We start from the raw sequence: 26819 nt of genomic DNA, 5'->3' as shown, positions 1-26819 counted from the left end.
CCACTACCCGCACTGCGCTTGTGGATGGGAGGCATCTGACGAATCGACGTCAGGTGGTGGCGAAAACCCATTGGATTTCAGGATGGCCGTCCCTTTGGGACCGCTCAGAAAGTTGAGGAAGTCATACGCCTGTGATGGAGCGCCCGTGACAGCCAGCGCCTCATAGACAATCGGCCCGTGCAGCGTCTCAGGTATCGTGGCCAACACCTGAACGTCGTCCACGATTGCCGCATCCGTGGCATAGACAATGCCCACGGGCGCTGTCCCGGTCCGGACCCAGTTCAGCACCGTGCGAACGGTATCGCCCTGAACAAGCCGGTCCTGCACACGCTGCCATGCCTTGACCGCCATCAGCGCTTCTCGGGCATAGACCCCTGCGGGCACACCGATGGGGTCCGCAATTGCTAAGCGCCCGCGGGTCAGCCCGGAATGGTTTGGACCGAACGGAACACGCTCGGATGCCTGAGTGCTGTCGTCGTTGGGACGCGTGCCGATCAGAACCAGAGTGTTCCCCGCAACGGCGCGCCGTGACGCCTTGTCGCCGATGCCACAGGCCACCAGCCATTCCGCCCATTGGGCGTTCGCGGAAATGAACACATGCGCTGGCGCCCCTTGCTGTATCTGCCGGGCAGCCCGCGATGTTGAATCAAACACGGTGATCGTCGGGCCATGTCCTGCCGCTTCAAAAGCATCGGCCATATCCTGCACCGCGTTGGTCATGCTCGCGGCGGCGAAGATCAAAAGCGGCGTATCTGCTTTTGAGGGCAGGGACCAAGCAGTCGCAATCAGCATGGCAAGTACGGCAGCGCGGATCATCCGGCAGCCTTGAGGCGTGCCAACCCCTTATCCAGATCAGCTTTCAGATCATCCATATCTTCAAGGCCGGCATGGAAGCGGAGCAGGCGTCCAGGTACATCCCATGTGGTCGCTGTGCGATAGCGCGCCGGGTTCGAGGGCACCACAAGACTTTCAAATCCTCCCCAGGAGTACCCCATGCCGAAGAGCTCAAGACCGTCCAGCATGGCGGCCAGCGCGTCTTCTTCGACAGGATTCAGCACAACCGAGAAGAGGCCGCTGGCGCCCAGAAAATCCCGGGCCCAGATGTCGTGCTGTGGATGCGAGGGCAGGGCTGGGTGCAGCACGTGGGAGACTTCATCACGCTCACCAAGCCAGGTCGCAAGTTCAATGCCCTGCTTCATGTGTTGCTTCAACCGGACATCCAATGTCCGTAGACCGCGCAGCGCGAGAAAAATGTCGTCCGGTCCAGCGCACAGCCCCAATTGGCCATGGGCCGCATGAACCAGCGGCCAGCATTCTTCGTTGGCGGTGATCGTTCCCAGCATCGTGTCTGCATGTCCCACCACGTATTTGGTGGCGGCCTGGATGGAAACATCCACCCCATGCTCATAGGGCTTGAAGAACAGCGGAGATGCCCAGGTGTTGTCGAGAATGACCTTTGCGCCGTTTGCGTGGGCCACGTCGGCGATCGCGGGGATGTCCTGTACTTCGAAGGTCAACGAACCGGGGCTCTCAACAAAAACCACCTTTGTTTGGTCCGTCATGAGGGCGGCGATATCGGCCCCGATGGTCGGGTCGTAAAAGGTGGTCTCGACGCCCATACGTTTCAGGAACGTGTTGCAGAAATTGCGTGTCGGTCCATAGGCACTATCTGGCATCAGCAGATGGTCGCCGGCGCTCAGGAAAGCGAGCAGGGCGGTGGTGCATGCGTTCAGCCCTGAGGGCACGATGGCGCATCCCGCGCCCCCCTCAAGGGCCATGATGGCGTCTTCCAGGGCAAACACGGTGGGCGTGCCGCGACGGCCATATTGCACGCGCGTCTTGGGGTGCTTCAGGTCCTCATAGGTCGGATAGAGGATGGTGGAGGCGTGATAGACAGGCGGATTGACGGCACCGTGATTTGATTTCGGGTCCCGTCCGGCATGAACTATTTTGGTCTTTTCTTTCATCGCACCCACTTTGGTTCCAATGGCCATCAACGCCCATTCCGGCCCGGTAACAGATCTTGCGCCAAGCCCCTAGCCGGGGCCTTGAGGAATGCTACACTGGCACAAATGCTGGTAAAAATCGCTGCGTGCGGTACATCCAGTGCTCAGTTTTCTGCCCCGTATCGACTGTGAGGATAGATTCGTATGATTCCCACCACCATTCGCGCTCTCAAGCGTCCTGCGTTGGCTGGTCTAGCTGGACTGGCCCTTGGATTGATGTCTGTTCACGGGGCCGCCGCAGAACCTGCGGATGCGGGCGCAACGCTCGCCGCCGTCAAGGACAAAGGCTATGTGCAATGCGGCGTGAGCCAGGGGCTTCCCGGCTTCTCCAACCCGGACGCCACCGGCGAGTGGACAGGCCTCGATGTTGATTTCTGCCGCGCCGTGGCAGCGGCCATTTTCGCGGACGCCACTGCCGTGCGGTTCACTCCGCTGTCCGCCAAGGAACGCTTCACAGCGCTTCAGTCACGGGAGATTGATCTTCTGTCCCGCAACACCACCTGGACCCTCGACCGTGATACGTCGCTTGGCGTCAACTTTGCCGGTGTGAACTACTATGACGGCCAGGGCCTGATGGTCCGCAAATCGGTGGGTGTGACGGATGCGCTTGAGCTGGACGGCGTGACGCTGTGCACCAACACCGGCACAACAACAGAACTGAATGTGGCCGACTTCTTCCGGTCCAACAATCTTGAGTACAAGATCCTCGCCTTTGAAAAGGCTGATGAGGTTGTGGCCGCCTACAACGCCAACCGGTGCGACGTGTACACGACGGACGTGTCCGGCCTTGCCGCCCAGCGCCTCAAGCTTACCGAGCCGGATGCCCATGTGATCCTTGAAACAATCATCTCCAAGGAGCCGCTTGGACCAGCGGTTCGTCAGGGCGATGATCAATGGCTCGACATCATTCGCTGGACACTCAACGCGATGGTGGCTGCCGAAGAACTGGGTGTGACAGCTGCCAATATCGATGAAATGAAATCGAGCGACAATCCGCAGATCAAGCGTCTGCTGGGCACCGAAGGTGCCTTTGGTGATGCGCTGGGTCTTTCCAATGATTGGGCGTACAACGCCATCAAGGCCGTTGGGAACTACGGCGAGAGCTTTGAGCGCAACCTTGGTGTCAACACGCCGCTGGGCCTCGCCCGCGGGCAGAATGCCCTGTGGACGGACGGTGGGCTTCAATACGCCATTCCCGTTCGCTAGACACACAGACCAAACACCGCGCGGCGCGCCGATATCAAATCTGAGATCGGCGCGCCGTTTTTATGTATGCTTTCAGCTGAATGACAGATCCCACCATCGCCACCTCATCCAAACCTCCCGCCAGAGCTGAGGCGAAAGCATCGCTGGTGAACGATCCGCGTGTGCGCGGTATTGTCTATCAGGTACTGACCCTGCTCGTGGTTGTGTGGATCGGTGTCGAGTTCTGGACAAATGCCGTCAGCAATCTCGAGCGCGCCAATATCGCGTCGGGCTTCGGGTTCCTGGACACGACGGCCGGGTTTGGCATCGTTCAAACGCTGATCGAGTACACAGAGGAATCAAGCTACGGACGGGCGTTCTTCGTTGGCCTTCTCAACACGTTGATCGTCGCGGTTTTCGGGATCCTGCTGGCGACGGTCATCGGGTTTCTGGTGGGGATCGGGTCTCTGTCGCGCAACTGGCTCATCCGTCAGATCTGCGTCGCCTATGTGGAAGTGATGCGCAACATTCCGCTGCTGCTGCATCTGTTCTTCTGGTATTTCGGCGTCCTTAGAGCCGTGCCGGGTCCCCGTGAAAGCCTGAACTTTCTGGACAGCATCTTCGTCAACAACCGGGGCATCTATTTTCCACGGCCCGAAGGTGGGGAGGGCTTTGGCCTCGTTCTCCTGCTGATTTGCATTGGCATCGCGGCGTCATTCTTCATTGCCCGCTGGGCCAGCAAACGCCGTGAGCAAACAGGGCAACCGTTTCCGGTTCTGTACTGGTCTCTTGGCCTGATCATAGGCGTTCCGCTGGCCGTATTTCTGCTGCTCGGCATGCCGCTGACATTCGATTACCCGGAGCTGCGCGGATTCAATTTCCGCGGCGGCATTGTGATGATCCCCGAGTTCATTTCGCTGGTGCTTGCCCTGTCGATCTATACCGCCGGGTTTATCGCGGAAAACGTGCGGTCGGGCATTCAGTCTGTCAGCAAGGGTCAGACCGAAGCCGCCTATGCGCTTGGCATTCAGCCCGGCCCGACCATGCGCCTGGTGATCATCCCCCAGGCCATGCGGGTGATCATTCCGCCGCTGACCAGCCAGTATCTGAACCTGACCAAGAACTCGTCTCTCGCCGTTGCCATTGCATATCCTGACCTCGTGTCGGTCTTTGCAGGCACGGTGTTGAACCAGACGGGGCAGGCGGTTGAAATCCTGTTCCTCACCATGTCGGTCTATCTGACACTCTCAATCCTCACCAGCATTTTGATGAACTGGTACAACTCGCGCATTGCGCTGGTGGAGCGCTAGGCCATGCCCGACGCACATCACATAGAAGCCATGCAACCCTTTGTTCGCACACAGAACAAACCGGCGCTGCCGCCACCCGGACGCACGACCGGTGTCATCGCGTGGATGCAGACGAACCTGTTTTCGTCTGTCAGCAACACGCTGCTGACGTTGCTCGGTGCGTACCTGCTGTACCTGATCGTCCCGTCGGTGCTCGACTGGGCGCTGTTCAGTGCGACGTTTACAGGCGATGGACGCGACGCGTGTCTGCGCGACGGGGCGGGTGCCTGCTGGCCATTCATTGACGCCAAGATGGATCAGTTCATCTATGGACGCTATCCACTGGAAGAGCGCTGGCGCGTGGACTGGACTTTCTTCCTGGGCGTTGCGGGCCTCATCCCGATGCTTATTCCATCGGTGCCATACAAGCTCTGGAACGCCATCTATCTGCTGGTGCCTTACCCGGTGATTGCCTTCCTGTTGCTCACAGGCGGTACCTTTGGCCTTGTAGAAGTCGAGACATCCTTCTGGGGCGGCATGCTGGTGACGTTGGTGGTTGCCATCACGGGCATTGTCGCATCGCTCCCGCTCGGCATTCTGCTGGCGCTGGGGCGCCGATCCGAAATGCCGGTCATTCGCATGTTGTGTATCGGCTTTATCGAGATTTGGCGTGGTGTGCCGCTGATCACGGTGCTGTTCATGGCCAGCGTCATGCTGCCGCTGTTCCTGCCCGAAGGCGTGACCTTCGACAAACTGCTGCGCTGCCTTGTGGCGGTTGCGCTGTTCTCATCGGCCTATATGGCCGAAGTGGTGCGTGGCGGCTTGCAGGCTGTGCCGCGTGGACAATATGAAGGCGCGCAGGCACTGGGCCTCAACTACTGGAAGATGATGGTGTTCGTCATTCTGCCTCAGGCCCTCAAGACTGTGATCCCCGGCATCGTCAATTCCTTCATTGCTCTCTTCAAGGATACGACGCTGGTACTCATCATCGGCCTGTTCGATTTCCTTGGCATCATCCAGCTCAACTTCACCGATCCAGAGTGGTCAACGCCGCAGACGGCCATTACAGGCTACGTGTTCGCGGCCTCGATCTACTTCGTCATATGCTCCGGCATGTCGCAATATTCGCGCTACATGGAGCGCCGCCTAGATACGGGACACCGTAATGACTGACACCCCCAAAACGGACGGACCGGTACTACCTGAAAAAGGTGCCGCAGATTCCTCTCGCATGTCGGTCTCGTCCGACAAGGCGATTGAGATCAAGGACATGAACAAGTGGTACGGCGACTTCCACGTGCTGCGCGACATTGATCTCACGGTTCATCGTGGCGAGCGCATCGTCATTTGCGGGCCATCAGGCTCGGGCAAATCCACCCTGATCCGCTGCATCAACCGTCTCGAGCAGCACCAGAAGGGCAGCATTGTCGTTGATGGCATAGAGCTAACGGACGACCTCAAGCGGGTTGATGAAATCCGCCGCGAAGTCGGCATGGTGTTCCAGCACTTTAATCTGTTCCCGCACATGACGGTATTGGATAACTGCACGCTCGCTCCCATCTGGGTCCGCCGCATGCCCCGCAAGAAGGCGGAAGAGCTGGCGATGGAGTATCTGGAGCGCGTCCAGATTCCGGAACAGGCACTCAAATATCCCGGTCAACTGTCCGGTGGTCAGCAGCAGCGCGTGGCGATTGCGCGCTCGCTGTGCATGAACCCGCGCATCATGCTGTTTGATGAGCCAACCTCGGCGCTTGATCCGGAGATGATCAAAGAGGTGCTGGACGTCATGGTGTCGCTCGCGGAAGACGGCATGACCATGCTGGTGGTGACCCACGAAATGGGTTTTGCCCGCACCGTCGCCAACCGCATCATCTTCATGGATGAAGGTCAGATCGTTGAGATGAATGAGCCCGAGCAGTTCTTCTCAAATCCGCAGAGCGACCGGACCAAGCTGTTCCTCAGTCAGATCCTGCACTAGCGGCCTCCGGCAGATAGCAGCAGCCCTCAAGCGTCCACTCCATGTCATCGCTGACAACGGACAGATCAGCCGAGTAGGGATATGTTCTGTCAGACATGCCATCGGAGCAGGCGCTGCGCCGAATGACAGCGTGGCCGACATCCGCGCCGTCCTTGGCAAGGTCAAACCACAGAACATGAAACCGCGCGATGGCGCTTTTGATGGCGACGACGTCCAGTGGTCGTGGCCCGTCTATGGACAGGTTTGTGTAGATCGCTTGTTCAGCTGTTAGGAAGGATATACCCCAGAAAGGTTCTGTGCCGCCGCAGGTCAGTCCGGCCGGCAGGGAACTTTCCCCGAGCTTTTCCACTTCAACTTCCGCCAGGTAACGCAACGCCACCCAGCCGTTAAATTCCTGATGAACAATCTGGCCCCAACCATCCTTTGTCATCACCACTTCATGGGGGCCTGAATCCGGTTGCAATGTGCCGATGATCTGTGATGAGGCGGATGGTTCCGTACGTACATTGAGCGTGTCATTCTGTTCGACGCCGGTCACCCGATAATACTTGAAGCCAAAATCAAACGGGTCCTCATGCGCCATCGCGGTACCGGTCAGGACGACGCTGACCAGCATGGCCAGGAGTATGAATCTGTGCCGCATGGGATTTCCTTGTTTGGGGTCAATCAAGTTCTTCAACTTCGGCTTCAGTCTGTGCGTAGGGGGTAAACCCCATGCGCTGATACAGGCCCAGGGCGCGGGGATGGTCCAGGGTGCAGGTCTGCACCTTCAGTTTGGTGATGGAATGTTGCCAGGCAATCTCGATGGCCTGCGCCAACAGGTATTCCCCAAGGCCGCCCCCTACGAACTCCGGGATCAAGCCCATATAGGCAAGTTCGCATACGCCGCGCTCACGAAAGTTCAGTTCCGCAAACCCGGCTGGAGAGCCCTCGACGTACAGGACATAAATCTCAACGAGATCATCGTGGATGATGCTCAAGAGATCGGCATCGTTCTTGCGCTTGCGGTCTACCCAGATGTGGTCGCGACCAACCGCGTCATACAGATACCGGTAATAGTGCGCCGGCGGCTCGACGCTGCGCATCAGGGCAAGACGTCGTGCCGGCATGGGAACCCGGTTGTCCGGGTCCTCGTCCATGCTGAGAAAGGTAACAGTGGTCTTGTGTATGGTGCCCATGCCCGCCTGAGCCTGCATCCTGCGATGCGAATGACTACATCTTATCCGGTCTCGATCGGGCAACCTTCCGTGCTGCCCCATTGTGTCCAGGACCCATCATAAAGCGAAGTGTCTTCAACGCCTATGCGTGCGAGAGCCAAAGTGAGGATCGCCGCCGTCACGCCGGATCCGCAGGTGGTGATGATGTTTTTCTTATGACCCACCTCCAATCCGGCGAATAGGTTTTCTAGGTCGGACGGTGACTTTAGGCATCCATCTGCCGTGACGACGTTGGGAAACGGGAGGCTTGTCGCGTTGGGCATGTGACCCGAGGGCAGGCCCGGCCGGGGCTCTGGCTGCGAGCCGTCAAAGCGGCCAGCCGGGCGTGCATCCAGAATGACATGGCTTGCGCCCGCACTTGCAGCCTGCATCGCAGAAAGCGACGTCACGGCGCGCGGGTTGAGCTGGGCCTCATACGGTGCAGGCTCAAAATCTTCTTCGGCATCTGTGGTCGTGCCGCCTGAGGCCAGCCACGCGGGAAGTCCGCCATCCATCACGGCGACATTTTGATGGCCCATGGCACGAAACATCCACCAGGCCCTGGCGGCGCTGAAAAGGCCGACCGCGTCATAGATGATGATCTGGTCCGCATTCGAGATTCCAAGGCCGCTCACCGATGCAGCAAAGGCCTCGGCGGTCGGAAGCATATGGGGCAGGGGCGAGGAGGTATCACTGATGGCATCGATGTCGAAGAACCGTGCGCCTGGAATGTGGCCATCGACATATTCTGCGTAGGGGTCACGTTCAGCGGCCGGCATATGCCATGAGGCATCCAGCAGCACGAGATTTCGATCAGAGATATGGTTGCGCACCCACTGCACTGATACCAGCGTCCGGGGATCGTCCGTGTTCGGCGCGGCGGTCACCTACTTGTCCAGCCAACCGGGAACGGGAAGTCCCTTTTCCTTAAGGAAGGCCGGGTTGAACATCTTGGACTGGTAGCGCGTGCCGAAGTCACACAGGATGGTCACAATCGTATGGCCAGGCCCCATCTTCTTCGCCAGCCGCATGGCACCGGCGACGTTCACGCCGCTTGAGGAGCCCATACACAGTCCTTCGTGTTCCAGCAGGTCAAAGGCAACGGGCAGGGCTTCTTCGTCTGGTATCTGGAATGCTTCGTCCACCTTGAGGCCTTCAAGGTTGGCCGTGATGCGACCCTGACCGATGCCCTCAGTGATGGATGTGCCCTCGGCTTTGAGTTCTCCGTTCGCATAATAGTTGTAGAGCGCGGCCCCCATGGGGTCGGCGATGCCGATGGTGATGTCTTTCTTCTTTTCGCGCAGGCCCATGGCGACGCCTGCCAGTGTGCCGCCGGTGCCGACGGCACAAATGAACCCATCGACCTTGCCATCTGTCTGCTCCCAGATTTCGGGTGCTGTGGTTTCCACATGGCCCTGACGATTGGCGACGTTGTCAAACTGGTTTGCCCAGATTGCGCCTTTGGGTTCCTTGGCGGCCAGCTCTTCTGCCAGACGACCGGAATATTTCACGTAGTTGTTGGGGTCCTTGTACGGCAGCGCTGGGACTTCAATCAGTTCGGCACCCGCCAGACGCAACATGTCTTTCTTTTCCTGGGTCTGGGTTTCCGGGATCACGATCACGGTCTTGAACCCAAGCGCGTTGCCAACCAGCGCAAGGCCGATGCCGGTGTTGCCGGCTGTGCCTTCGACAATTGTGCCGCCGGGCTGGAGACGGCCGGACTTGATGGCATCCTGAATGATGAAGAGAGCGGCCCGGTCCTTGACCGACTGGCCGGGGTTCATGAATTCCGCCTTGCCCAGAATTTCGCAGCCGGTTTCCTCAGAGGCCTTTTTGAGGCGAATGAGAGGAGTGTTGCCGATGGCATCGACAATGCCGTTCCTGATCCCGGGTGTTGCAGATGTCATGAACGTTATTCCTCATTGGAAACTGTAGATTTATGCGATCCACATAATTTTCATGTGGTTGGAAGCATGGGGAGTTTGGAAAATAGGGAGAGGCCCGTCCCGGCGCAACCGCATCGCCCGTCGAAACACAAAGATCACGCAGGATTGCTCTATCCAGAGCGTCGGGTGCGGGCAAACGGACCTGAGAGGATCATTTGTGCCCACAAGTGATCCAAACAGCTTATGTGGCCGTATCTACAGACAAATTCAGAGATAACCAACAAGCCCCGCAAAAAACCGCGGGATTTGGCGGGTTTTGCGCACCCCTACTGCGCGCATGATCACCAAGGATGAGTCGAAAACCTTAGAATGCAGCACATGCCCCATACACCCCGATCCGCACCAAGTGTTGACTGGTTGATCTCGCAGTATGCGCTTGGTCAGTTGCCCAGAGCGGCAGCGCTCCTCGCAGAGACCTATCTCGAGATGAACCCGCAGCAGCGCCATACGGCTGACCGGATCGAACAGGTCGGCGGTTGGTCACTGGAGCGGGCGGAGCCGGTCAGCATGCGGGCACAGTCTGCGGACGCTCTTCTGGCGCAGCTTGAAGAGGGCGACACGCTCACGGCCACAGCGCCTATCGTTTCACCGCGCCCTACACCAAGCCCTCTGCCTGCATCCCTGACGCATGCTGTGGGACAGCCACTGTCTGACATCGCGTGGAAGTGGCGGGGCATCGGCGCCTACGAGTATCGCCTCAAGGAATTTGAGGATGAGGGTATCGTCGCGCGTCTGTTGCGTATCGAACCGGGCAAGGCCGTTCCCCAGCACACCCATGAGGGCATGGAAGCGACGTTGGTCGTTCAGGGTGCCTATTCGGATGACGCGGGCCGCTTTGGCCCCGGCGATCTGGAACTTGCTGACGATGCGGTGGATCACAAACCCATTGCTGAACGCGGCGAGACCTGCATCTGCTTTGCGGTCACTGAGGCTCCAATGAAGCTGACAGGGCGCATCGGCCGGATTTTCCAGTCATTGCTTTAGGCGCTCAGTCTCACCAGATCTACTGCATGGTCGGGTGCTGAAATACCGACCACGAAAGTGAGGTCCCATGGCTGACCCGGTAACAAAAGAAGATGGCGTGGCATGGGTCACAGGGGCCAGCTCGGGCATTGGCCGGGATGTGGCTCTGAGGCTGGCAGCGGATGGCTGGCAGGTTATCGCCACAGCTCGCCGCGTCGGCGAGCTCGCTGAGCTGGCAGAGCTAAGCAAAGACCTCCCAGGACAGATCCGCCCCTTTGCTGGGGATGTCTCAGACAAGACCGCGATGGAAAGCATCGTCCAGCGTGTCGAACATCAGTTTGGCAAGGTGGCGCTGTGCGTGTTGAACGCCGGTGTGTTCAAGCCAATCGATGCGCGCAATTTCAAGGCGGACGCCTTTCAATCGACCTTCGACGTCAACCTTGTTGGTGTGGCCAACTGTCTGGAACCAGCCATCGCGTCCATGAAGACGCGGGGCAAGGGCCAGATCGCGCTGGTGGCGTCGGTCACAGGATATGGCGGGCTGCCCACAAGCTCCGCATACGGAGCCAGCAAGGCGGCGCTCATCAATCTGGCAGAGACGTTGCGCATCGAACTTGATCCGATTGGCCTGCTGGTTCAGGTCGTCAATCCGGGATTCATCGACACGCCGGCAACAAAGAACAATCCGTTCCCGATGCCGGCCTTGATGGCATCAAAGGATGCTGCCGACCGGATTGTTGATGGATTGGCATCGACACGGTTTGAACTGACGTTCCCGCGTCGCTTTACCTATGTTCTCAAAGCTCTGGACTACCTGCCAACTACATGGCGGCTGGCTCTCGTGCGAAAGCTGACAGGCTGGGCTGACCCGGACACGACGCCGGACATACCCACCGGCGACGCGTAGCGCCTAGCTGCTGGAAGACGTCCGGCGTGAAATCGTCTGACGGACGGTGCCGAAGGGCAGACCAAATTTCTTTACACTCGCCGTATTGACCAGCGCATCCGGCTCGCACAGCTCGAACTCGTCGTCGAAGTTGAGCCGCCATGCGCGGCCACCAATGGGCAGGTCAATCGGGTAGGACCAGCGCAGGCGGGGCCCTTCCACCTTGCCTTCAGCCACTCCCACAACGTCTGTTGCTTCGCCCGTATAACGTCCATCGCCGTGGGCACGGATCACCCATTCGCGTTCATCAATTTCACCGTCGTGATAGTGGAATTTTTCATGGATACGGATGGTGTCCCCCTCGCGCTTGCCGGTGACATGAGCGTGGAATGTCCTGCGCACCCGACCGAAGGGATCACGGAATTCACCCTGTGCGTCGAGCGACCCGTCAAAAAACTCTTCGAGACGCAACTCGAGGCCCGATGCAGCTTCTGCGTCTTCGTAATGTCTGTTCTCACTCATGAGGCAGCTCACACTCGTCCACTGACGGGGCCGGGGCCCGCAATTGGATCAGGAAGGGGACGCAGCCGCTGAAATCCGCGCCTGCAAGTCTTCCTGAGCTTCCCGGCTCAATGGAAAATTCCACATAAGTACGAGCGCTGGCAGCTTTAGGATCACCGGCAAACCGGCATAAAGCATTGAAACAGCGAATAAACTTCCATTTGTGTTGGTGCTGTCGAGGCCAGGAACGGTATCCGCCTGAAAGCCCACAAAGGCAAGAAGGGGAAAGGCGACGCCTGCCGCCAGCGCCAATGAGAGCTTTGTGGCCAGGCTCCAGAGCGCGAAGTAGAGACCCGTGCGCTGTTCACCGGTGTCAGCTGTGTCCACATCCACCACGTCTGCCTGAATGGCGGCCGGCAGCACAAGGTCAGCCCCGACCGCGAAGCCCGACAGCACGCAGATCACGGCGAACCACAGGACATCGCCTGCGCCCAGGAATGGCACCCAGATAAACGTCGCACAGGCGAGCGTCATCGAGCCGACCCAGACGCGATGCTTGCTCCATCGACGCGACAGCCAGACCCAGCCGGGAATGGCGAGCACGCCGGACAGGAAATAGAGGAACAATAGCGGGCCAACCATTTCAGGTGCCACAAGCACGTGGGTGACGAAGAGCACAAACAGGGTTGCAGGCAGGCCGTTGGCCCACCCGTTTATGAGATAGGCGGAGACAAGCCGTACGAAGGATTTGTTTGCCCCGATCGCCCGCAAACCGGCGCCCAGCGCCACCCGCTGATGACTTTTGTCCGGCGGTGAGGGAACGCGCCACAGGCACAGGGCAACTGTCAGTGGCAGGAGGATAACCAAACCAAGCGCGAGTATCTCAAGGGCGGCGGCCGTTCCGATCACCCCCAGCGCGGCCAGCACGGCCGGCGTTGCGGTGGCCAGCAACGTGCCCGCCACAACCATGCCTTCGCGTCGCGCGGTGACTGCCGTGCGACCGTCGTAGTCGTCTGCCAGTTCGGCGCCCCACGCATTGTAGGGCAGGATCATCAGGGTCCAGCCAACCGACAGCACCGCGCTCCAGACAAACAGATAGGTTGCTGACGGCGTATCTGACGGGACGAACACCATCCAGACCGCAAGCATGGTGGGGACTAGGCCCACAAACATCCAAGGCTTTCGGCGGCCGCCGGGAAGGCGAAGTCTGTCGCTCAAAAAGCCGATGGCGGGATCAGAAACCGCGTCCAGCAGCCGGACGCCGAGCAGCACCGTGCCGATCAATGCGAGAGACACGCCAAGCTCGGCATAAAAGGCCGGCACAAACACATAAACCGGCAACGTAAGTGCTGCGAGCGGAAGGCCCGGCAGTGCGTACCACCAGAAGGTCGATGTGCGGGGGGACATCAGATGAGATCAGGCGCGCGCTAGTGTGACCTGGGTCACGTCGGTATTGGCTGAACTGAAGCCAGCCTCGCAATAGGCCAGATAGAAGTGCCAGAGCCGCTTGAACCGCTCGTCAAATCCAAGCGGTTCGATCTTCGGCCATGCTTCAGCGAAACTCTCCTGCCACATGCGCAGGGTGCGGGCGTAGTCACGTCCAAATTCCCGGTTACCGGTCAGAACCAGTCCCGCATTGCTGATCTGGTCACGCAGGGCCGTAGGCGAGGGAAGCATGCCACCGGGGAATATGTAGCGCTGAATGAAGTCCGCCGTATTGCGATAATCCTCATAGGCTTCATCCGCAATGGTGATGATCTGCAAGCCGGCCTTGCCGCCGGGCTTGAGCACGTTGCGGACCTGCTGGAAGTAGGTTGGCCAATAATCCTCGCCAACCGCTTCAAACATCTCGATCGAGGCAACCCGGTCAAACGTCTCGCTGACGTCGCGATAATCCTGGTAGCGGATCTCGACCTTGTCGCTCAGCCCGGCGCGCTGCACGCGCTCGCGGGCAAACTCTAATTGCTCCTTGGAGATGGTGATGCCGGTGACACGGCAGCCGATTTCGCCGGCCGCATATTCCGCAAAGCCACCCCAGCCGCAGCCGATTTCCAGCACGTGGTGAGAGGCTTCCAGCTGCATGCTGTCAGCCAGCGCGCGATATTTTTCACGCTGAGCTGAGGCCAGATCGTTCATGCCGGGCTTAAAAATCGCGGACGAATAGGTCATCGTCGGATCAAGCCAAAGGCCATAGAACTCATTGCCCAGATCATAATGGGCATGTATGTTGCGCTCGGACCCCTTGCGCGTGTTCTTGTGAAGCTTGTGATAGAGCTTGTTCACCCAGTCAAAAAGCCCCATGCGCAACGCCTGCAGCATCATGGTCCGGTTGCGCGCAAACACTTCCAGGAACTTCGCCATATCGGGCGAGTCCACGTCGCCAGCAATGTAGGCCTCTCCAAAACCGATGCCGCCGCCGGCCAGCAGCCTGCGCACAGCACGATAGTGCTTCAGTTCCACTTCGCCTTGGTCGCCGGGTTCCTTGCCCTCAAATCGCAAGGGCGCTTGATCCGGCAAGCGGACTGTCAGGCTGCCGCTTTGGATATTGAGGAGCATGCGCAATGAAAAGCGCACGAGACGCGGCACACCAGACAGACCGTCCAGAACTTCCGGGGTTGCCACAACGGGCGCAGGGCGTCCCTGCGCGGCAACATCTGACATATCGGTGGTAGTCATGTCGCTCAGGCTGCCTTTGTTTTCGCGGGATCAGTATAGCGTTTTTCGGGCGCCTTTGCAGGGTCGATTGCATTTCCCCGTGCCCCTTGCGACGGACCGTCCAAACTGGACCGCGCGGGCGCCTGCAGCGGGCTTGAGAAAAACGGCACGCCTTTGAGCCATAACCGCAATGCTTCAAAGTGAATGGCGCCGACAATCTTGAGTGTCATGAGGGGATACTTGACAAACGCCAGGGCCAGCGTCGCGGTTGAAAATGCGCGTGCCTTGCCGTCAAACGTCGCCAGTAGAAAGGGCCCGTCTTCATCGGTTTCACGGATGCGGATGCCAATCGTCTCTGCAGGGTCATCCAGAGCAAAGTGATAGGACGCCGCCATGCCAACGAAAGGCGAGACGTGCAGGTTCTTGTCCCGGGACTGATGCACCACGCGGCCTTTTTGCTCAGCCTCCGCAACAGGTGCGATGTAGCTGTGCACGTCGCCGAACGTGTTGTGGACCTGATAGACCAGTACGGACAATTGGCCCGCAGCATCGTAGCAGTAATAGACCGACAGCGGATTGAACACATATCCAAGAATACGCGGATAGCAGAGCAGCTTGATTTGGGCGGGTGCCGGCAGGCCCGCATCACCCAGCAGGGTGTCTATGTGCGCGCGCAATGAGCTACCGTCTTTGGGACCGTGATCCCGGCGATGAAAGCTGAACAGGTTAAAGCGGTCGAGGGAGAACAAGGTGCTGGTCTTCGCCACATCTTCAAGCCGATCGATGTCGATCAGCATTGAAAAGACCTTGTAGGCAAAGCGATGCTTGCGCGGGCGCGAGCGTGCGTGGATGACCCGCCCGAAATACAACCGGGCGGCCGGGTCGTTGATCGCAGGCGTGGGTAGGGTGCCCGTCACTCGGCGGCCTCGACAAATGGTTCGATGGTTGCGGGTGCCGCAGTGTCATCTGCATTGGCGTCGAGCAACATCTGAGCGACATCCAGGCCGGAGGACAATCCATCTTCATGGAATCCATAGCCAAGCCACGCGCCACAGAACCAGGTATTTCTCTGGCCCTGCAGAGATGAGATTTCCTTTTGGGCATCCAGCGCCTGCGCATCAAACATCGGATGATCGTAGTTCAGTTCCGCAAAGGTCAGTTCTGCCTTGGGCGGGGCCACCGGATTCAGCGTCACAAACAGCGGATACTTCTCATCAATGCCCTGAAGCTGGTTCATCCAGTAGGTCACCGACAGGTGACTGCCCTTGTCGATGCGGCCCGGTGACAGATAGTTCCATGCAGACCAGGCACGCCGGCGGCGTGGCATCAGCGCGGGGTCACGGTGCAGATAGACCTTGTTGGGCCCGTAGCGCACGGCGCCAAGCAGCCTGTTTTCAGCGTCAGACGCATCAGACAACATGGCCAGGGCTTCGTCCGAATGCGCCCCAATCACGATGTGATCGTATTCCTCCGTCTTGCCGTTGGTATCCGTCACCTGCACGCGGCCATCGGTCCGGGTTACCTTGGCAATGCCGACACCAAGCTGGATACGGTCGGCATAGGGAGCCGTCAGCTTTTTGACATAGGAGCGAGAGCCACCCGTGACGGTGCGCCATTGGGGACGGTCCTCGTCAATAAGACGGTGGTTGCGGAAGAAATCCAGAAAGCTGCGTGCCGGGAACAGCAGCATCTCACTGGCAGGTGTGGACCAGATAGCAGCGCCCATGGGCAACAGATAATCGCGCTTGAAGCGTGCCGAAAACTTGTGGCTTGAAAGATAGTCACCAAGCGACACGCTTTCCTTGAGGCCTGTCTCCAGATCCTCACGGGCAAGGCGGTTGAACCGGAAGATTTCCCGCAGCATGAAAAGGAAGCCCGGGCTGAACAGATTACGCCGTTGGGCAAACACGCTGCGCACCGTGCGGCCGGACCATTCGAATGCGCCACCCATGGTGGAGACAGCGAAGCTCATGTCGCTGTCCTGCGTCTCCACACCAAGCTCGGCAAACAGCTTCGTCATGCGCGGATAATTGTGCTCGTTGTAGACAATGAATCCGGTATCGACCGGGATGGTCACCCCATCATAGTCCACGTCCACCGTGTTTGAATGACCACCGATCCGGTCCTGCTTTTCATAAATCGTCACCTCGTGATGACGCGACAGCACGTGGGCTGCTGCGTTGGAGGAGATACCAGTTCCGGCAATTGCAATTTTCATGGTCAGTCAGTGTCTTTCTACGCAAGGCGCCCGGCACCTGAGCGCCGCGAATATGAGGCAAGCAATCAGCTGGCCTTCTTGATGTCGCTATATCCACCCAGGGCACGCTCGCGCGCGTCTGAGTGATCTACAATGGGTCGTGGGTAGTCCGTTCCCAGAACAATGCCTGCCTGATCAAGCACGTCGTCTGGAGCGGTCCAGGGAGAGAACAAATATTTGTTGGGTAGTTTTGCAAGTTCCGGCACGTATTTGCGAACATAATCGCCATCCGGATCAAATTTGTTTCCCTGTGTGATCGGATTGAAAATCCGGAAATAGGGTGCCGCATCCGCTCCGGAGCCTGCCACCCACTGCCAGCTGGCGGCATTGGCGGCCAGATCAGCATCCACCAAGGTATCCCAGAACCAGCTTTCGCCCTCGCGCCAGTGCACCATCAAATGCTTGGCGAGGAAGGAGGCAACGATCATCCGTACACGGTTGTGCATCCAGCCGGTCTGCCAGAGCTGACGCATGCCGGCGTCCACCATGGGGTATCCCGTCATGCCCTGTTGCCAGGCGGCGAGGCCGTCTGCGTCTTCGCGCCAGGGGAAATCGTCAAACTTGTCCTGATAGTTGTCGGTTGGAATGCTCGGGAAGTGATAGAGCAGGTGGTAAGCAAATTCGCGCCAGCCAAGTTCAGCAACGAACTTGTCCACGCTCTTTGAGTGGGCCGGATACTCGTCTGCATGTGCCCTTGCCGCCCAGTAGACATGGCGGGGACTGATTTCGCCAAAGTGCAAATGGGGAGACAGGCCGGACGTGCCATCAATACCGGGCATGTCGCGGCCTTCCTTGTAACCGCCAGCTGCCTTGTCCAGAAAGCGGTCCAGTCTTGCGGCGGCGCCGGTCGCGCCAGGCGACCATTGCTCTTCCAGACCGCCGGCCCAGTCCGGCTTGGTTGGCAGTAGGTGCCAGTCTTCCAACGTGTCAGAAGCCGGCCTGTCCTTGAGAGAGGTCAGTTTTTTCGGCGCAGATTTTGGGTGATCCGGCGCGTCCAGCTCTCGCATGCAATTGCGCCAGAAGGGCGAAAACACACGATAGGGTCCACCGGTCTTGGTTTTTGCCGTCCATGGCTCGAACAAAAGGCTGGCGTTGTAACTGGTCACCTCAATGTCCATTGCCTGCAGGTCAGCCTTCACGTCCTTGTCCCGCGCAATGGCATAGGGCTCGTACAACCGGTTCCAATGAACCGCTGTGGCTTGGGTCTGGGAGACGACGTCCTTGAGCACATCTGCCGCGTTGCCCGTGCGCAGGATCAGTTGCGCGTCAAGCCCATCAAGGTCAGCTGTCAACGACGCCAAAGAGTGGTGCAGCCACCAGCGGCTGGCCCCGCCCATGCGCCACTCGCCCGGCGTCTCATCGTCGAGAATGTACAGTGCGATGACCGGCTGCCCGGATGCTGCGGCAGCCGACAGGGCCCGGTTGTCTGCAATACGCAGATCCTGCCTGAACCAGACAATGGCGGGGTCGTTGCTCAAAGGAAAACCCAATGCAAAGCCCCGAAATTGGGGCAAATGGTGCGTCAGTTGACGCAAATTCAGTATGGTTTTTCTACGGCTCGAGACCCGATTTGGATCATTTTCAGACGGATGACGGGACTGTTTGCGTCGCTGCTTCAATAAAGCGGGCCACGTGGCTCGTGGCCGGGGCCGACCTGATGGCTGCAGGGGTCCCGATCTGGGCAACGCGCCCGTTCTCAAGAACAGCCATACGGTCCGCCAGACGGGCAGCTTCCGAGAAGTCATGGGTCACAAACACGATGGTGCGGGCCAGTTCCGACTGGAGCTCCAGCAGGAGGTCCTGCAGGTCAACGCGTGTGATGGGGTCCAGTGCAGAAAACGGCTCATCAAGCAGCATGATAGGCGACTCGACACATAGGGCCCGGGCCAGACCGACCCTTTGGCGCATGCCCCCTGACAGCTGGTGCGGGTAGGACCCGGCGTGAGACCCCAGGCCCACACGTTCCAGCCATTTGCTGGCGCGTGCCTCCCGGTCAGCCTTGTTCATGCCAGCCACCGTAAGACCAAACGCCGCGTTCTCTCCAACCGTGCGGTGTGGGAACAGGGCAAAGCTCTGGAAGACCATGGCGATCCGCTCGCGCCGGAAGGCAATCAGGTCCGGCTTGGACAGCGCACTCACAGTCACGCCATCCACAGTCACGGATCCCGCGTGCGGCAACAAAAGGCCATTGATCAGGCGGACCAGTGTGGACTTGCCGGAGCCCGACAGGCCCATGACTACGAACAGTTCACCGTCCTTGATGTCCAGTGACACGTCGTCGAGCGCCAAAGTCACACCCAATTGATCCCGTATGCGGTCGCGGCCGGCACTTTGGCGTGCGGCGACGACCGCCTGACGCACCGCCCCAGGATTGCTGCCAAACAGGAGCGATGCCTGATCGATGGAGATCATGGCGTGTCATCTCCGCGCGACGTCAGGCGACGGGAACCGAAAGCCTGGGTAATGCGATCCAGCACGATGGCCAGCAACACAATGGACAATCCGCCGATCAATCCCTTGCCAACGTCGGCGCGTTGCAGCCCTTCCAGAACCGTCTGACCTAGGCCGGGGGCTCCCACCATGGACGCGATAACGACCATTGCCAGTGCCATCATCGTTGTCTGATTGATGCCCTGCAGAATGTTGGGGGCCGCAAGGGGCAATTCGACAGACACGAGGCGCTGCATCGCGGTGGCGCCGAAGGCATCTGCTGCCTCCAGCAACTCCTGCTCGATCAGGCGAAGGCCCAGATCCGTCAGGCGAATGAGAGGGGGCAGCGCATAGACCACGGTCGCCAGGATCGCCGGGACCTTGCCGAGGCCCAGCAACATGGCGACGGGAATGAGATAGACAAAGCTGGGAATGGTCTGCATCAGGTCCAGCACCGGCGAGAGCATTCGGCGGACCGTCGCGCTTTTGGCCATGGCAATGCCAAGCGGCACGCCAAAGACGGCGCACACGCCAACCGATACCAGCACAATGGCAAGGCTCTGCATGGCCTCATCCCAGACCCCAAGCGCGCCCAGCAGCCACATACCGCCGGTGCATATGAGGGTCAGCAGGATTTTGCGGGACGCCGCAAAGGCCAGAATTGCGACCACCAGCAACACAGCCCAGGGAGGCATGGCGCGGAGCGGCAATTCGACGAACAGAAAGGCTCCCAGCAAGGCATCGGACACAGCGTCAAAGCTGTTGCCATGGGTAATGATCAGCCAGTCAATCGCCGCGTTGGCGGCGTCTCGCAGGGGGCTGCCGAAATCGGGAAACAAGATGTCGCCTTACTGTTCGGGCAGAGCCGCAAGAATGCGTGCTCGTGCATCGTCTGACACCCAGTCGGCCCAGTGGTCAGGATGGGTTGAGAGAAACCAATCGGCAGCTTCCTCATCCGACAGGTCGTTTTCCCGCATTTGCGCCAGCACATTGGATACCATTTGCGACGTGGTGTTGTACGCTTTCAGCAGGTCGATGATATCTGGCGCCGCTGCTTCAAACTCGGTGTTCACGCCAATCGCAACCGCCGCAACGGGATATTCCACGCCGGTCAGCAGGGGCAGGTCCGGGTCCCGCAAGGCGCTGAAGGCATCCTGATCGTAGGCGGGTTCTTCCAGCCTTACGAGGTCATGCAGCCCGGCCAGCCATGTTGGCTCCCAGTAGTAGAACAGGATCGGACGTTTGCGCCGGACAGCGCCAGCAACGGCAGCTGACAGCGCTTCGCTCGTACCGGAGCGAAAGTTTGTGTACAGATCATCAAGTCCATACGCCTTGAGCTTGCGCGTATTGACGATCTCGCAGGACCAACCGGTTATGCAATTGTAGAACCGGCCTTTGCCCGGCTCTTCGCGGTCCTTGAACAGGTCCGTGTAGTTGGGCAGGTCGCTGACATGCTTTAGATCCGGGGCAGGGGCGTCAGGCCCTTCCACCACATAGCGAGGCACGTACCAGCCCTGCACGGCGTCGGGGAAGTTGGCGCCGATATCCACAACCTGACCACGATCCACAGCCTTGACCCAGGCGGCAGCCAGATTGTTGCGCCAGACTTCCATCATCACATCAATGTCGCCGCGGGCGAGACCGTTGGTGAGAGGAATGGTGGAACCTGGAATGTTGGCCGTTTCGCATCCATAGCCGGCAGAGAGAAGCCGCTCCGCAACCGCATTGTGAAAACGGGCGGAGTCCCAGTCGAGACCTGCAAAGACCACCGGTCGATCGATGGGACATGTCTGCGCAGATGCAGCAGACGGCAGCCACATAGCCACGAGCACTGCGAGAGGTGAAAGAAATCTGAGAATAAGTGTCATGAGTCACAGCTTATGTGACCTCACACCGGATTCACACCCGCGGTTTTATGCGGGGGGCGCGCTGGTAGAACCGGGCGCGGATGCCCGTCGTGAAGTAACGGCGCGTCGCAGCGCAGCCTTCTTTTTCCGGAACGACGAGGGCGGGCGCCCATAGAGCTTGTTGAATGCCGCATTGAAGCGCCGTGTACTGCCAAAGCCTGCTTCGATGGCGATGTCCGCCATGGACATGTCCGTTTCATCCAGCAGCCGCTTTGCCGTGTGGGTTCGCAGTGTCTGCGCAATCTGCTTTGGCGACGCGCCGATGTGTTCCTGCAGCAGGCGGCTCAAATGCCGTGCACCAATGCCAAGACGCTCAGCCAGATCTTCAACAGATCCCTCGTTGAGCGCGCCTTGCGCAATGAGCCGCATGGCGCGATCCGCCGTTGTGCGTGTGCCGTTCCAGGCCGGGCTGAAGGGCGCAGTTTCAGGCCGACACCTCAGACAGGGTCGAAACCCGGCCTGCTCCGCTGCCGCGGCACTTGGATAAAACGTCACATTCTTTTCCATGGGTGTTTTCACCCGGCAGACCGGCCGACAGTAAATGCCGGTCGTCCGCACACCGATAAAAAACAGCCCGTCAAACGCGGCATCGCGCTGACGCATCGCATTCAGGCATGTGGAGAAATCGAGCATGGATGGACTCTATCACACCAAATGTCCCAAACAGCCCGCCTCAAAATGATGAAGTCTGAAAACGTCCAAAGGCACTCTTGTCCGCTATTTGCAGCACCGGTCGTGGGCTGGCTTGCAAGATTTCTCGCCTGATCAGATAGTTCTGCACCCATGGGAGAGGACCCAAGATGAATTCAATATGGCTGTTTGCGGCTTCTGGTGCGGCGCTGGTTCTATTCCTGGTGCATGTGATTGCCGGTGGGCGGGCTTATGTGCGCCCGTTGATGGGCATGACCGATCTGCCGGAACTGATCCGGTGGATGGGTTACATGGCCTGGCATACGGCCAGCTTTGGCATGATCGCGCTGTCCGCGGCCTTTGCCTACCTGGCCGTGTATGGCGGGCCAATAGAACTGGCGGTGGCCGCCACGCTTTACAGCGTGGGATGCGCGCTCGTGCCGCTTTACATCGCCATCTTCGCCAATCGCATCTTCTTCCGGCTCCCTGCGATCTACGGGTTTGGACTAATTGCAGGCTTTGGAGCTCTGGGCATGGGTCTGTAATCGCCTGGCGGCCCACCCCGAACGGGTGTGCAAGCGTGGTCTGTTTTCGGCGACGAAAGAGGGGTGTTGGTGGCCCCTGAAAGAAAATGGCTCCCCGGGCCGGACTCGAACCAGCGACAAAGCGGTTAACAGCCGCTTGCTCTACCAACTGAGCTACCGGGGAACACTCACAAAGCAACCATTGGTCAGCCGCTTCGTGCGAGATGCAGGGCTATAGCAAAGCCCTTAACGCCTTGCAAAGCCCCATTTCGCCAGAATGCAACAAATCTCGTCATGTTCGGGTTAACACCAGCCACATTCCCGCCTACGTGTGGGGTTATCCGCACTGCATTGTCAGGACTTGGGCCGTACAGGGCTCACTGGCCGGCGCAAACAGCAATTTGACTGCACAGAGGCCCATGGCACGAATCAAACTTGGCAGACGCTCCTATGCCGTTCCGGGTTCAAAACCGGTGCGCATCGCGCTGGGCGTCGTATTGGTGCTCCTGGGCATGCTCGGCTTCCTGCCGATTGTCGGGTTCTGGATGATCCCGCTGGGCCTGCTGGTCCTGTCGGTGGATTCGTGGCGTGTGAGGCGAATGCGGCGGCGGCTGGAGGTCTGGTATGGCCGCCGCAAGGAAGCCAAGGCCGCCCAGAAAGCCAAAGCGGCGTCTGAAACGGAAACAGCCTAGGACGCCAGAGCCCTAGTCAGGCACTGGGACCGGCACTGAGGCCGATATTGCTTCTGATGTGGGAAAGTTGGAGGCCACGCCCGGAATCGAACCGGGGTAAACGGATTTGCAGTCCGGCACGTAACCACTCCGCCACGTGGCCTCATCCTGAATGGGGCGTCCATAAGGACAGCAGCCATCCAAGGCAGGGGGCTATAGCAGATGGTGCGCTGCCAAACAATCGCGGAAAACACCGCATGTCCCTTCTCAGCGCACCTGGACGCATTGTCAGCCACCGAGCCGCTGACTATAAGGCGCGATAACGCTATTATTGGTGCAACCATCGACATTTTGCCGATTGTTGCCACTTTCAGGTCAGGCCGAACCCATGCTCGATTTTGCTTCTGCTCGCTACAACATGATCGAAAGCCAGATCCGTCCCAATGACGTGACGGATAAATCGGTTCTTCAGGCCATGCTGGACACGCCACGCGAGCTTTTCGTGCCTGCTGCCAAGCGATCTGTGGCTTATCAGGACGAAGACTTCGTCATTCACACATCTGATGACGGCGTTCAGCGCTTCATCATGGAGCCTCGTGTGCTTGCTCGGCTTCTGCAGTTCGCAGACATCAAGCCGGGTGCTCTGGTGCTCTATGTGGGCGCAGGACTGGGGTATGGCCCTGCGGTGGTGTCAAAACTGGCTGAAACCGTGGTTGCTCTCGAGAGCGATGCCACACTGGCCGGTCATGCGAGCCAAAACCTCACCGAAGCCGGCGCAGACAATGTGGCAGTCATTGAAGGTGCCTTGCAGCAAGGCTGTCCGGATCAGGCACCCTTTGACGCGATTGTTGTGGATGGTGCGCTGCCGGAAGCCCCGGCGGACCTATGCAGCCAGCTCAAGGATGGCGGGAAGCTCGTGTGTGTGATTGGCCGGGGACTGGCCGGCAAGGCGCACGTATTTGAGGCAACCGGCGGGGAAGCAAGCGCGCGGGTGGAGTTCAGCGCCGCTGTGGCACCGGCGCCGGGCTTTGAGAAACCTGACGCCTTTGTCTTTTAGGCAACAATTCCGGCCACAACCGGCCTAACCCGCACAACCGGTTGGGCTTTTTACGCGTAAAACATGTGTTTAGGGGCGTGAGACAGCCGATTCACGGCTGATATGCAGACGATTTGTCCACTTTTTGGCGCGACTGTGTTGAACCGGCTTCCACCGGCACCCTATATAGGACTGACATAAGCAGCTGAGGTGCGCATTGCACCGACAGGGCACAAGCGGGGCATGTTTTGAGCAATTTTTCAGCGGACTTCCTGGTCAAGAAGCTGCGCAATAGCGCTTCTCTTGCAGCACTCTCGCTCTCACTCGTATTTGCCGGCGGCATGTCCGTCGCATCTGCAGAATCTCTGCAGGACGCCCTTGTGGCGACATACGGGTCGAACCCGACGCTTCAGGCTGCCCGCGCGGAGCTGCGCGCGACCGATGAAAACGTCAACCAGGCACTGGCCAATTGGCGTCCGTCAATTTCCGCGACCGGAACCAGCCAGTTCTCCCAGTCGGACAATGATCTGCGCGCCGGAGCGGGGTTTGCCGCCCTTAGCAGCTCAAAGGATGACCGGACGACGAACACCGGCACCGTCACCGTGCAGCAAAACATCTTCCGTGGGGGACGCACAGTCTCCCAGACACGCCAGGCCAAGGCACAGGTTGCCGCTGGGCGCGCGCAACTGACCAGCACAGAGCAGGACGTGCTGCTAAGTGCTGTGACGGCCTATATGGACGTGCTGCGCGATACGGCCACGGTCGAACTCAATCAGAACAATGTCAGCGTGTTGCAGCGCCAGCTTGAAGCCTCACAGGACCGTTTCGACGTCGGCGAAATCACCCGGACAGACGTGGCACAGTCAGAAGCCCGCCTCAGCCGCTCTGAATCATCGCTCATTCAGGCGCAGGCCAATCTGATCAACTCACGTGCCACCTATGAACGGGTGGTGGGATCAGCACCCGGCACGCTTCAGGCCGCACCTGATCTGCCGCCACTACCTGAAAGCGAAGACGCAGCGCTCGCGACAGCCACTGTCAACAATCCGACACTGGCGGCGGCACGCTTTGCCGAAGAAGCCTCGCGTCACGCCATTCGGACGGCGCAGGGCAGTCTGCTGCCGACATTGACCGTGCAGGGTGACTACAGCCAGTCAGACAATCCCAGTACGACTGTGAAGAGTTCTGAAAGCGCGTCCGTTACCGGTCGGCTGACCATCCCGCTGTATCAGTCGGGTGCTGAGTACAGCCAGATCCGTCAGGCGAAACAGCTGAACAGCCAATCGCGCCTGCAGATCCGCGAAGCGACTCGCTCGGTTGAAGAAGGCGTTGCAAGTGCCTGGGAAAACTACCGGGCCGCCAATGCGCGTATCGTGTCCGATCGCGAACAGGTACGCGCCAACGAGATCGCCCTCGACGGTGTTCAGCAGGAAGCTCAGGTCGGCTCGCGTACAACTCTGGACGTTCTGGATGCCGAGCAGGAGTTGCTGGACTCACGCGTCGCCCTGGTGACATCCGAGCGCAATGCCTATGTGGCTGCATATCAATTGCTGTCTGCCATCGGTCGCCTGAATGCCAACTATCTGGCTCTTCCCGTTGACCAGTATGATCCCAGCGAAAACTACGACGATGTGAGCGGACAGTGGATCGGCTGGGGCATTGATGACGAGCCGGATGATGTGGCTCCCGAATCAGGCACCGACGCAGCGTCTCAGCTCTAATCACGCAGTCCGCGAATGCTCCATTGCGGGTGTTCAAAGCCAGAAGTGCTGTTTTCTTCGCCACAATAGGCTGGAGTTAACTGTTTCTGGCTGAAACTGCTTTGATAACTATCTCCCTTTAGGGTTTGCCTGCCTTTAATTGGCCTTGCGGCTGGGCTAGGCTTAACTCAGTTGGTTGCAGAGGTTTTTCCTCGAGTCGGTTCCTTGTCCGGAGCAGGCCAAAACAGATTTAGCGCGCAGAACCGATTTAGCGCGCAGCATGCGGTGAGTGATACGATGAGCGAACAAGGCACCCAGGCCGAACCTTCCATGGAAGAAATTCTCGCCTCGATCCGTCGGATTATTTCCGAAGACGGCGAGGAAGAAGGTGCTGAAGGCGCGGCAGCGTCCGAGGCGGAAGCATCTGAAGCTGTCGACGCAGCAGGCGACGCTGACCCGGCTGAGGAAGAAGCAACGCCCATTGAAGACCTGATGGTCGCCGATGATGGCGCGGATGACGAAGATGATGTTCTCGAACTGACGGACATCGCCGAAGCTGACCCGGAACCTGAGCCAGAGCCAGAACCTGAGCCGGAAATGGCTGCAGCGCCTGACCCCGAGCCAGAGCCCGAACCCGCACCCGCACCCGCACCCGAACCGGTTGTGGATGACCCGTTTGACACGGGCGAAGACAGCGATCTCATGGCGATTGATCGCACGCCGGAACCAGAGCCCGAGCCGGAACCGGCCCCGGTACCGCTGGCCGCGCCGATACCGGTTGCCAATACAGCGCCGACACCGGAACCCACATCCTTGATGTCTGAAGAGGCAACTGCTGCCGCGACAGCCGCGTTTGACCGCCTGTCTGATGACATGCGCATCTCAGGCGAAGGTGAATCCGGCACACTGGAAGGCCTCGTTCAGGACCTTCTGCGGCCAATGATGAAGGCCTGGCTGGATGACAATCTGCCCGCCATCGTCGAAGCAGCTGTAGCTGAAGAAGTGGAGCGCGTGGGCCGCCGTCGCCGGCGGTAATCACGTAGATTTCGAGCCTCTTTT

27 protein-coding genes, 2 tRNA genes and 1 pseudogene are annotated in these 26819 nt (G+C 59.2%); 11 read left to right on the top strand and 19 right to left on the bottom strand.

Features of this window, described 5'->3' with window-relative positions; translation table 11 throughout:
• Positions 1-3: 3 nt before the first annotated feature.
• Positions 4-816 carry a molybdate ABC transporter substrate-binding protein gene (gene modA, locus BN1012_RS07245; RefSeq protein WP_052534761.1) on the bottom strand — a complete coding sequence of 271 codons (813 nt, stop codon included), beginning with the start codon at positions 814-816 and terminating at the stop codon, positions 4-6.
• Positions 813-1994: a cystathionine beta-lyase gene (gene metC, locus BN1012_RS07240; protein ID WP_244442959.1), complete on the bottom strand. Its 1182-nt coding sequence runs from the start codon at positions 1992-1994 to the stop codon at positions 813-815. The genes modA and metC overlap by 4 nt, the downstream gene beginning before the upstream one ends.
• Before the next feature lie 156 nt (positions 1995-2150).
• On the opposite strand from metC, the gene BN1012_RS07235 reads away from it, so the two are divergent.
• The 4 genes from BN1012_RS07235 to BN1012_RS07220 all read left to right on the top strand — a co-directional run bounded on the left by BN1012_RS07235 (position 2151) and on the right by BN1012_RS07220 (position 6458).
• Complete coding sequence (locus BN1012_RS07235) at positions 2151-3212, top strand: amino acid ABC transporter substrate-binding protein (protein WP_081826274.1); 1062 nt, start codon at positions 2151-2153, stop codon at positions 3210-3212.
• An 80-nt stretch (positions 3213-3292) separates the two neighbouring features.
• Positions 3293-4501, top strand: a complete 1209-nt coding sequence (locus tag BN1012_RS07230; RefSeq protein ID WP_043949107.1) for an amino acid ABC transporter permease — start codon at positions 3293-3295, stop codon at positions 4499-4501.
• Between the two features lie 3 nt (positions 4502-4504).
• The gene (locus BN1012_RS07225; protein ID WP_420887292.1) at positions 4505-5653 is read left to right on the top strand and encodes an amino acid ABC transporter permease; all 1149 of its coding nucleotides are present in this window, start codon (positions 4505-4507) and stop codon (positions 5651-5653) included.
• Complete coding sequence (locus BN1012_RS07220) at positions 5646-6458, top strand: amino acid ABC transporter ATP-binding protein (RefSeq protein WP_043949106.1); 813 nt, start codon at positions 5646-5648, stop codon at positions 6456-6458. Before BN1012_RS07225 ends, BN1012_RS07220 begins: the two co-directional genes overlap by 8 nt.
• Here BN1012_RS07220 and BN1012_RS16775 read toward each other — a convergent pair.
• From BN1012_RS16775 to BN1012_RS07200, 4 genes are read right to left on the bottom strand one after another with little or no spacing between them, the layout of a single operon-like run.
• The gene (locus tag BN1012_RS16775; protein ID WP_052534756.1) at positions 6439-7101 is read right to left on the bottom strand and encodes an SH3 domain-containing protein; all 663 of its coding nucleotides are present in this window, start codon (positions 7099-7101) and stop codon (positions 6439-6441) included. The two genes, BN1012_RS07220 and BN1012_RS16775, sit on opposite strands and share 20 nt — an antisense overlap.
• 19 nt (positions 7102-7120) lie before the next feature.
• On the bottom strand, positions 7121-7636 hold the full coding sequence (locus BN1012_RS07210; protein ID WP_063958523.1) for a GNAT family N-acetyltransferase: 516 nt from the start codon (positions 7634-7636) through the stop codon (positions 7121-7123).
• 41 nt (positions 7637-7677) lie between these two features.
• Positions 7678-8541: a 3-mercaptopyruvate sulfurtransferase gene (sseA, locus tag BN1012_RS07205; protein WP_043949105.1), complete on the bottom strand. Its 864-nt coding sequence runs from the start codon at positions 8539-8541 to the stop codon at positions 7678-7680.
• The gene (locus tag BN1012_RS07200) at positions 8542-9561 is read right to left on the bottom strand and encodes a cysteine synthase A (protein WP_043949104.1); all 1020 of its coding nucleotides are present in this window, start codon (positions 9559-9561) and stop codon (positions 8542-8544) included.
• Between the two features lie 357 nt (positions 9562-9918).
• Here BN1012_RS07200 and BN1012_RS07195 point away from each other — a divergent pair, with 357 nt between their 5' ends.
• Both BN1012_RS07195 and BN1012_RS07190 read left to right on the top strand, forming a co-directional pair.
• Positions 9919-10584: a ChrR family anti-sigma-E factor gene (locus BN1012_RS07195; RefSeq protein WP_043950762.1), complete on the top strand. Its 666-nt coding sequence runs from the start codon at positions 9919-9921 to the stop codon at positions 10582-10584.
• A 67-nt stretch (positions 10585-10651) separates the two neighbouring features.
• A complete protein-coding gene (locus BN1012_RS07190) occupies positions 10652-11470 on the top strand; it encodes an SDR family NAD(P)-dependent oxidoreductase (RefSeq protein ID WP_043949103.1) in 819 nt (272 codons plus the stop codon).
• 3 nt (positions 11471-11473) lie between these two features.
• Here the strand turns inward: BN1012_RS07190 and BN1012_RS07185 are convergent, their stop codons facing one another.
• The 11 genes and pseudogenes from BN1012_RS07185 to BN1012_RS07140 form a co-directional block, all read right to left on the bottom strand.
• Complete coding sequence (locus tag BN1012_RS07185) at positions 11474-11971, bottom strand: DUF3833 family protein (protein WP_043950761.1); 498 nt, start codon at positions 11969-11971, stop codon at positions 11474-11476.
• Between the two features lie 48 nt (positions 11972-12019).
• Entirely contained in the window at positions 12020-13357 is a 1338-nt protein-coding gene (locus BN1012_RS07180) for an MFS transporter (RefSeq protein WP_043949102.1), read from the bottom strand.
• 9 nt (positions 13358-13366) lie between these two features.
• Positions 13367-14626: an SAM-dependent methyltransferase gene (locus tag BN1012_RS07175; protein ID WP_244442958.1), complete on the bottom strand. Its 1260-nt coding sequence runs from the start codon at positions 14624-14626 to the stop codon at positions 13367-13369.
• 5 nt (positions 14627-14631) lie between these two features.
• Positions 14632-15522, bottom strand: coding sequence for a DUF1365 domain-containing protein (locus tag BN1012_RS07170; protein ID WP_063958493.1), 891 nt, complete (start codon positions 15520-15522; stop codon positions 14632-14634).
• The gene (locus tag BN1012_RS07165) at positions 15519-16823 is read right to left on the bottom strand and encodes an NAD(P)/FAD-dependent oxidoreductase (protein WP_043949101.1); all 1305 of its coding nucleotides are present in this window, start codon (positions 16821-16823) and stop codon (positions 15519-15521) included. The genes BN1012_RS07170 and BN1012_RS07165 overlap by 4 nt, the downstream gene beginning before the upstream one ends.
• A 65-nt stretch (positions 16824-16888) precedes the next feature.
• Positions 16889-17869, bottom strand: coding sequence for a cryptochrome/photolyase family protein (locus BN1012_RS07160; protein WP_420887297.1), 981 nt, complete (start codon positions 17867-17869; stop codon positions 16889-16891).
• Positions 17852-18340: pseudogene (locus BN1012_RS17915) on the bottom strand (deoxyribodipyrimidine photo-lyase); the annotation flags it as partial. The gene BN1012_RS07160 and the pseudogene BN1012_RS17915, both read right to left, overlap by 18 nt.
• 103 nt (positions 18341-18443) lie before the next feature.
• A complete protein-coding gene (locus tag BN1012_RS07155; protein WP_052534741.1) occupies positions 18444-19274 on the bottom strand; it encodes an ATP-binding cassette domain-containing protein in 831 nt (276 codons plus the stop codon).
• Positions 19271-20131, bottom strand: a complete 861-nt coding sequence (locus BN1012_RS07150) for an ABC transporter permease (protein WP_043949099.1) — start codon at positions 20129-20131, stop codon at positions 19271-19273. Before BN1012_RS07150 ends, BN1012_RS07155 begins: the two co-directional genes overlap by 4 nt.
• A 9-nt stretch (positions 20132-20140) precedes the next feature.
• Entirely contained in the window at positions 20141-21160 is a 1020-nt protein-coding gene (locus tag BN1012_RS07145) for an ABC transporter substrate-binding protein (RefSeq protein ID WP_052534739.1), read from the bottom strand.
• 45 nt (positions 21161-21205) lie between these two features.
• Positions 21206-21832: a bifunctional transcriptional activator/DNA repair enzyme AdaA gene (locus BN1012_RS07140; protein WP_043949097.1), complete on the bottom strand. Its 627-nt coding sequence runs from the start codon at positions 21830-21832 to the stop codon at positions 21206-21208.
• Between the two features lie 167 nt (positions 21833-21999).
• Between BN1012_RS07140 and BN1012_RS07135 the strand changes: the two genes are divergently transcribed.
• Positions 22000-22374, top strand: coding sequence for a hypothetical protein (locus tag BN1012_RS07135; RefSeq protein ID WP_043949096.1), 375 nt, complete (start codon positions 22000-22002; stop codon positions 22372-22374).
• 87 nt (positions 22375-22461) lie between these two features.
• Here BN1012_RS07135 and BN1012_RS07130 read toward each other — a convergent pair.
• Positions 22462-22537: transfer RNA gene (locus BN1012_RS07130), tRNA-Asn, on the bottom strand.
• 235 nt (positions 22538-22772) lie between these two features.
• On the opposite strand from BN1012_RS07130, the gene BN1012_RS07125 reads away from it, so the two are divergent.
• Positions 22773-23045, top strand: a complete 273-nt coding sequence (locus tag BN1012_RS07125) for a hypothetical protein (RefSeq protein WP_043949095.1) — start codon at positions 22773-22775, stop codon at positions 23043-23045.
• Positions 23046-23113: 68 nt separating this feature from the next.
• Here BN1012_RS07125 and BN1012_RS07120 read toward each other — a convergent pair.
• A tRNA-Cys gene (locus BN1012_RS07120) sits at positions 23114-23187 on the bottom strand.
• A 225-nt stretch (positions 23188-23412) separates the two neighbouring features.
• Here BN1012_RS07120 and BN1012_RS07115 point away from each other — a divergent pair.
• The 3 genes from BN1012_RS07115 to BN1012_RS07105 all read left to right on the top strand — a co-directional run bounded on the left by BN1012_RS07115 (position 23413) and on the right by BN1012_RS07105 (position 26795).
• On the top strand, positions 23413-24081 hold the full coding sequence (locus BN1012_RS07115) for a protein-L-isoaspartate O-methyltransferase family protein (RefSeq protein ID WP_043949094.1): 669 nt from the start codon (positions 23413-23415) through the stop codon (positions 24079-24081).
• 227 nt (positions 24082-24308) lie between these two features.
• On the top strand, positions 24309-25781 hold the full coding sequence (locus BN1012_RS07110; protein ID WP_052534736.1) for a TolC family outer membrane protein: 1473 nt from the start codon (positions 24309-24311) through the stop codon (positions 25779-25781).
• A gap of 276 nt (positions 25782-26057) precedes the next feature.
• Positions 26058-26795: a DUF2497 domain-containing protein gene (locus BN1012_RS07105; RefSeq protein WP_052534734.1), complete on the top strand. Its 738-nt coding sequence runs from the start codon at positions 26058-26060 to the stop codon at positions 26793-26795.
• The last annotated feature ends 24 nt before the right edge of the window (positions 26796-26819 follow it).

Origin of the sequence: Candidatus Phaeomarinobacter ectocarpi (assembly GCF_000689395.1) — a bacterium.
GTDB lineage: Bacteria > Pseudomonadota > Alphaproteobacteria > CGMCC-115125 > CGMCC-115125 > Pyruvatibacter > Pyruvatibacter ectocarpi.
The sequence above is the reverse complement of the archived record's forward strand: the minus strand, read 5'-3'. Positions and strand labels throughout refer to the sequence as shown.